Consider the following 6,886-nt stretch of genomic DNA (forward strand, 5'->3'; position numbering starts at 1 on the left):
GCCAGCATCGCCCGTACCTGGGCGTTCCTGATTGCAGCGATGATCCTGTATATCCCGGCCAATCTRCTGCCCGTGATGGACACGAGTTCGCTCTTCGGCTCGGAGGAGGATACGATCCTGAGCGGCGTGGTCTACCTCTGGACCTCGGGCTCCCGGTTGTTGGCATGCGTGGTATTCATTGCGAGTATCGCGGTGCCGATGCTCAAGATCATCGCCATGCTGTTTCTCGTCAGTTCGGCACAGTTTCACTCGCGATGGTTGCGTGAGAGGCGGGCGCGCATCTATCGTCTGGTGGAAATCGTCGGGCGCTGGTCGATGCTCGATATCTACGTCATCACGCTTCTGGTTGCGCTCGTGCAGTTCAGTTCGCTGGCGACGATCAAGGCCGGCCCGGCCTCGGTCGCGTTTGGTGCGGTGGTGGTGCTGACGATGTTCGCCGCTATGTCGTTCGACCCGCGTCTGATCTGGGATGCCGTGGAGAAGGATCGTGGCTAATCCTCCTGAACAAGGCGACGAACCCGGCGCGCCTGACTTTCCCGAGGTGGTCGCCACGCAGCACTCGCGCTGGCGCCTGCAACTCGTCTGGCTGGTGCCGCTCATCGCAGTGCTGATCGGCGGCTGGCTGGCGGCACAGGCGATCCTCCAGAAAGGCCCGACCATCACCATCAGCTTCAAGACCGGCGAAGGTCTCGAGGCGGGAAAGACCAAGATCAAGTACAAGGATGTGGACATCGGCGTAGTCAAGAGCGTCATCCTGTCAAAAGACCATCGCGGCGTCATTGCAAGCGCTGAACTGGCCAAGGACGCGTCGGACTTGCTGGTCGACGACACCCGCTTCTGGGTCGTGCGGCCGCGCATCTCCGGCGGCACCGTATCGGGCCTGGGTACGCTGCTGTCCGGCTCGTATATCGGCACGGACGTCGGCAACCAGACCAAGTCGCGACGCGACTTCGTCGGCCTCGAGACCCCGCCGGTTTTCGCGAAGGATGTCCCCGGGAAGGAGTTCGTGCTCAAGAGCGAGGATATGGGCTCGCTCGATATAGGCACTCCCGTTTTCTTCAGGCGCTTGCAGGTCGGCCAGATTTCCTCCTACAACATGGACGCCGACGGAAATGGTGTCACGCTGCGGGTCTTTATCAATGCACCCTACGACAAGTATGTGCACGCCGATACGCGCTTCTGGCACGCAAGCGGTGTCGATGTGTCGCTCGATACAAGCGGCGTGAAGGTCAATACGCAATCGATGGTCGCGATCCTCATTGGCGGGGTCGCGTTTCAGTCCCCCGATGATGCAGAGAGTGGACCGCAGGCTGAGGCCAACGCCCAGTTCGATTTGTTCCGCGACCGTGCGGAGGCGATGAAGCGCCATGACAAGATTGCCGAGACATTCGTGTTCAGCTTCAGGGAATCGGTACGCGGCCTGACGGTCGGTGCGCCCGTCGATTTCCGCGGCATCGTGGTGGGCGAGGTGACAGGGATCTACACGCGCTTCGACCGGGAAAAGAAGGAGTTCAGCATTCCGGTCGAAGTGCGGATCTATCCGGAGCGTTTCACGTCGCGGTATGAGACGGGAGTCAAGGGGGGCAGGCTCACGGACAACCCTCACGCGCTTGCTGTGTGGCTGGTCGAACATGGCTTCCGCGGGCAGCTTAGAACCGGCAACCTGCTGACCGGGCAGCTCTACCTCGCGCTGGACTTCTTCCCCGCGGCTCCCAAGGCCACGGTGGACTGGGACGCCAAGCCGCCTGAGTTGCCTACGGTTCCGGGCGGCCTGCAGTCTCTTCAGGACTCGATTACAAGCCTGGTTGCCAAGCTCAACAAGGTGCCGTTCGAGGGCATCGGGAAGGATGTCCGAGTGACCTTGCAAAATGTGGACAAGCTGCTCAAGACGCTCGATGCGGAAGTGGCGCCGGAGGCGCGCGCCGCGATTGTGTCGGCGCGCACGGCGCTCGATTCGGCCAACAGCGCGATGCAGCCGGACTCGGCACTGTCGCAGAGTACAGCCGATACGATGCGGGAGCTGTCACGCACGGCGGCATCGCTTCGCGCTCTCGCGGACTATCTCGAACGCCATCCGGAAGCGTTGATTCGCGGCAAGACGGAGGACAAGAAGTGATGCGCTCTCTTCTTCTGATAGCTGCGGTACTTGCGGTTTCGGTGCTCGGTGGTTGCGCGAGTTCGCCTCAGGCGGTTTTCTATACCTTGAGTCCGGAGCGGACAACGGTGCCCGTTGAGGCCAGTGTCGCGCCACTTGCTATCTCGATCGGGCTGGTGGCGGTGCCGGACATTGTCGACCGCCCGCAACTGGTGTTGCGGGTCAATGCGACGCAGGTAAGGATCGACGAGTTCGCCCGCTGGGCCGAGCCGCTGAAGAGCCAGGTTGCGAACGTGATGGCTGCAGACCTGGCCCAGCTGTTTCCCGGTGCGCATGTTTCAAGCTATTTGCAATGGGCTGATCGTGCGACGGCGTACCAGGTTGCGGTCGACATCCAGCGCTTTGATTCCGCACCGGGCGATGCGGCGTCGATCTCGGTGTTGTGGCTGGTGCGGCCGCCAAAGCAGGGGACGCCGGTGAGCGGCCGCAGTATCGTGAGCGAGCCTGCCGGCGCTCAGGGTTACGATGCGCTGGTCGCTGCGCACAGCCGGGCGCTGGCCGCGGTCTGCCGCGATATTGCCGCGGCGATCCGCACGACGCGTGGAGAGTGACAACTTGGGATCGGCGCCGGCCGCATGGAGCGAATCAGGGGTCGGGCTTCGCCGCGGTCCGCTGTTTTTGCGGAAGGCGCTCGCCCAGCGATTCATAGATTGGCGGACAGCGCAACATGATGGGGACGACCATCGCGGTGAAGCAGGCTGTGAGCATGGGCAACAGCAATGTGAAGCTTGCCGTCATCTCCGTCACCAGGACGATGCCGGTGATCGGGGCGCGCACCACTGCCGTAAAGAAGGCCGCCATGGCGACCACGGCGAACGCGCCGGGAGAAGCGGCCACGCCCGGGAACCAGTGAATACAGATCCTGCCGAAGACAAGGCCCGTCTGCGCGCCCAGAACGAGCATCGGCGCAAACAGGCCGCCTGGCGTACCCGCGGCGTACGATACGGCTCCGAGGCCGAAGCGGATCAGGAACACCAGCGCGATGCCGGAAAGCGCGCCCGTTCCCGCGAGAGCGCGCTGTGTGATTGCGTCGCCGCCACCCACCAGGTCCGGAGCAAACCACGCGAGTAGTCCGACCCCGGCCCCGACAAGCGCGGCGCGCACTTCGGCCGGCCAGCGGGCGAGCCCATCGGCTGTGGCTAGCGCCCAGAGGATCGTGCGGCAATAGGCGACCCCTGCAAGGCCGACGACCACACCGAGCGCGAGGTGCGCCGGCACCGTTCCGGCACCGGGAAACGGTTGTGCTGCCAGCTGGAAATCCGGCAGATCGCCGTGGATCAGGCGCGCTACCGCAATGGCGCCCGCCGACGCGCCGAGCGCAGCAATGGCCGTGCGCGTCTCGAACCGGCGCATCAGTTCTTCGAGGACGAACACCGCGCCGGCGATCGGCGCATTGAACGCCGTCGCCAGTCCAGCACCCGCGCCAGCCGCGAGCAGAACCCTGCAGTCGTCCGCGTTGCGGCGAACCAGTGTCCCGAACAGGTGGGCGATCGACGCACCCATTTGCACGGTGGGGCCTTCGCGGCCCAGGGCCAGCCCGGCGCCGATGGCGAGCACGCCACCAAAGAACTTGACCGGGACGAGCGCGAGGGGTGCGGCAGGCTGGTCGGCGCTCAGCACGGCCTCGACGTGAGGGATGCCGCTGCCGCTCGCCTCTGGCGCGAAGCGCCTGACGAGCCATGCCGCCAGGGCGGTCGAGGCCGCGGCGGCGAACAGGACGAGGACCAGTCCGATGACGTGCCCGTGTGCCCACGAGACGAACAGGCCGCGTAGTCTGTCCGCATGCTCAAGCGCCAACCGGAAGAGCGTCCCCAGCAGTCCGGTGGCCGCTCCCACGATGAGGGACGCGATGGCGAGCGCGACCAGCCCGCCGCGCTGTCGGTCGACATCGGTGCTGTTCATGATCTACGCATATCTACGCAAGCGCCAAGGCCRCTCGCGCAGGTAACGGCAGCGAACGCGGAGCGCGGGGCGATCTACGACGGTGTGCAGGCGCCAAATAGTACGAACACGTCTTCGCGGTTCACAAGCGTCGCGGACATGGAGCCGGTCTTGGTGTCGAGCGCAATGCTCCAGCCGTAGCCCAGCTCCGTGCCGATAAGAAGCAACTGCCCATTGCTTGGCTCCATGAAGCGGATGTCGGTGGAACGCTGTGGTCCCGACACGGTCTTCTTTGCGAAATTGATTTTCATGAATTGCGGCGCGCCCAGGATCGCAGGAAGCGTTCGATAGCAGACCTCCCCGATATCGCAGAAGTGTGCGTCGACGGTGGCGCACAAGAGCGGCTTGCTGCCGTCGAAGTCCGCGGCGAGCACCCATGCAGGTGTTGCACAAACAAGGGTAGCGAGGGCGGTTGCCCGCAATGTCTTCAGCATGGCGCTTCCTCCTGCCTGTCGTGAACCGGCCAGCGAAAGACGGGGCAACGGACTGGCTGGCCGGCGCCCCGATGATGCTGACGTGATCGCTACTCGACCGTGTAGCCACGGCCAGTCATGCATGCCGCCACCGCACGGTTGTACGTCGAAAGCTGACCCGATGCCTGCTGCTGCATGCTTTGTTGCTGCATGTCCATTTGTTGTTGTTCGCGCCGCATCCGCATGCCGGAGCCCATCGTGCCGACGAGCGCACCGACCGCGGCTCCCTCGCCCCAGTGGCCGCCCGCGGCCCCGCCGATCAGGGTCCCGAACAATGCGCCACCCCCGGCGCCGCGAAGGAGCCGGCCTTGCTGTTGTTGGGGTGGCGGACTTTGGGCCATGCGCTCCGCGAGCGCGACAGGATTGACGCCGGTGGTTTGCTGCGCCCACGACTGGCATTCCGCGGTATCGGTTTGCTGGCGCTGCGGACTCTGTCCCCTTGCGGGGTAGATGATGGGTTGCTGCGCTGCTGCGGCCGATGCCAGCGACGCGATTGCCAGGCCGATCAGAGTTCGAGCAGTTCCTTGCATGGCTCCAGGTCCCGGGTGTCATTCGCTACGGCGTCACCGCCCGATTGATCCGGGACGGTGAGAAAACCTCTCCGGCCTCAGGCCGGAACTCGCGCCCGGCCCGTGGGAATGCCAGGATCGGGCCGCTCATCTCGTGCAGAGGTGACTGGTGGTTGCAGGACGCGCATACGCTTCGATGCGTCCACGATGCTTCGCGGTTCGCCACGGCTGTAGGCAATATTGGTATCGCTGGCGCTCAAAGGCAATTGGACCTTGGTCCAATAGGGTACCGGCGCCGCAGACTCTCCGGCATCGTTCACGATCGGTTCGCGCCGGACCCTTCGCCCGCAGCCCGTAGCGACACCAGCCGCGCAAGCACGATCGCCGGATAAAGCTGGCCGATCAGCGCCTCAAGAATCGCAAGCGCCCGCGCAGCGTTGGCGACCGGCGTGATGTCGCCATAGCCTACCGTCGTCAGCGTGACAAAGCTGAAGTAGAGCCAGACCGAGCGATCCGAAGCCGTGTCGGTGTTCGGGATTCCAGTGTAGGCGCCGGGAACGTGAACGCTGACGAGCTGGTCGGCTTCCGCCCAGACAACCCCGATCAATATATAGAGGGCCACGGCGCCCAGGATCCGGTCGAATGTCACCGTGCCGGGGCTGAACACCTTGATCCCGATGACCACGCCAAGAAGGCCAAGTGAAACAAGCACGGTTTCGTCAAGTATCCCCTGCGAATGCGCCGGCGCAAAGAGCCATCCCGCCCAGCGCACCAGGATGGCCGCAGCGGCGACCAGCGCGACCATCAGGAACTGCAAGCGGCGGTCCGACACCGCCGCCACGCCGGTCAGGAGAATCAGCGACAGGAGCAACTCCCGCATCAGCCGCGCGTAGAAGCTGTCCGGCGCCACTGAAAACGGTACGACGAACACGAGCAGCAGGAGCAGGACCAGGAGCGCTACCATGCTCCCGGCGCGTATTTGCTGCGCGTGCTCACGCCACCATTGCGCATGTGCCATAGCCGCTCCCATCCGCGTCGGAAGCGGGCGGGGCCATGCCGGCGCACAGTCTCGACGCATTGCGCAGTGAACCTAGCACCACTGAAGAGCCGGCACTATGGGACCTTGGTCCAATTGCGTCATGGCGAGCGGGGAGCAAGATATGGCTGGGTCCCTCTTTTCCAATGCCGCTCCGTCGCGGCGCCTGCCATCCCAATATGTCGTGCCAGCCATCCGCGGTGCGTGCCGCACGAGGCGGCGGGGACCCCAGTGAATCGGGGGGGCAAGGCCAGGTCCGCCGGGCCGCGGTGTTCTCGGGTAGCTCTCTGGATACCCACGGGCGCTGCGCTCATGACCACATGCGGAGGGTTGAAGCATGAATCACATCGTCATCGCCCTGATCGTGTTCGTGTGCGTATTCGGCAGTTCGCTGGTCGGCATGTACACGCGCGCCGTGCTGCCGGAGAACCACCTCAGCGATCAATCAATCGGTGTTGTCAAAATGGCGACCGGCCTGATCGCAACGATGGCCGCGCTGGTGCTCGGGCTGCTGGTGTCGTCGGCAAAGGGCACGTTTGACACCACGAGCGCCGAGCTTGTGCAGAATTCCGCCAGCGTCATCCATCTCGATCGCGTGCTGGCCAAGTATGGGCCGGAAACGCGCGAGGTCCGGGGCTTGCTCAAGAGTATCTACGCCGAAAAGGTCCAGATCCTCGGTTCTTTGGACGAGACACAGTTGGGGACGCTGGGTAATGCCGAAGCGGTCAGCCGGCTGGAAGAGTTCCAGCGCGCGCTGGAGGCACTGGCGCCC

At 64.4% G+C, this 6,886-nt stretch carries 8 protein-coding genes; 4 read left to right on the forward strand and 4 right to left on the reverse strand.

Annotated features, from left to right (window positions below; translation table 11 throughout):
* The 3 genes from AC1DKD_RS37445 to AC1DKD_RS37455 form a co-directional block, all read left to right on the forward strand.
* Window positions 1–495, forward strand: a 495-nt coding sequence (locus AC1DKD_RS37445) for a paraquat-inducible protein A (protein WP_477144435.1), incomplete at its 5' end; no start/stop codon positions are given.
* Window positions 470–2,116: a PqiB family protein gene (locus tag AC1DKD_RS37450; protein WP_441628120.1), complete on the forward strand. Its 1,647-nt coding sequence runs from the start codon at window positions 470–472 to the stop codon at window positions 2,114–2,116. The genes AC1DKD_RS37445 and AC1DKD_RS37450, both read left to right, overlap by 26 nt.
* On the forward strand, window positions 2,116–2,706 hold the full coding sequence (locus tag AC1DKD_RS37455) for a PqiC family protein (protein WP_441628118.1): 591 nt from the start codon (window positions 2,116–2,118) through the stop codon (window positions 2,704–2,706). The genes AC1DKD_RS37450 and AC1DKD_RS37455 overlap by 1 nt, the downstream gene beginning before the upstream one ends.
* A 34-nt stretch (window positions 2,707–2,740) precedes the next feature.
* Here AC1DKD_RS37455 and clcA read toward each other — a convergent pair whose 3' ends face one another.
* From clcA to AC1DKD_RS37475, 4 genes are all read right to left on the reverse strand, one after another.
* Window positions 2,741–4,057, reverse strand: coding sequence for a H(+)/Cl(-) exchange transporter ClcA (gene clcA, locus AC1DKD_RS37460; protein WP_477111096.1), 1,317 nt, complete (start codon window positions 4,055–4,057; stop codon window positions 2,741–2,743).
* A gap of 74 nt (window positions 4,058–4,131) precedes the next feature.
* Window positions 4,132–4,530, reverse strand: coding sequence for a hypothetical protein (locus AC1DKD_RS37465; protein ID WP_477102394.1), 399 nt, complete (start codon window positions 4,528–4,530; stop codon window positions 4,132–4,134).
* An 89-nt stretch (window positions 4,531–4,619) separates the two neighbouring features.
* Window positions 4,620–5,099 (reverse strand): glycine zipper family protein, encoded by a 480-nt coding sequence (locus AC1DKD_RS37470; protein ID WP_441628112.1) that lies wholly within the window; start codon window positions 5,097–5,099, stop codon window positions 4,620–4,622.
* Window positions 5,100–5,394: 295 nt separating this feature from the next.
* Window positions 5,395–6,042, reverse strand: coding sequence for a potassium channel family protein (locus AC1DKD_RS37475; RefSeq protein WP_441628110.1), 648 nt, complete (start codon window positions 6,040–6,042; stop codon window positions 5,395–5,397).
* Between the two features lie 409 nt (window positions 6,043–6,451).
* On the opposite strand from AC1DKD_RS37475, the gene AC1DKD_RS37480 reads away from it, so the two are divergent.
* A partial coding sequence (locus AC1DKD_RS37480; protein WP_477144436.1) for a bestrophin-like domain occupies window positions 6,452–6,886 on the forward strand: 435 nt, incomplete at its 3' end.

The sequence above is a fragment of the Cupriavidus sp. 05T313 genome, assembly GCF_056396665.1.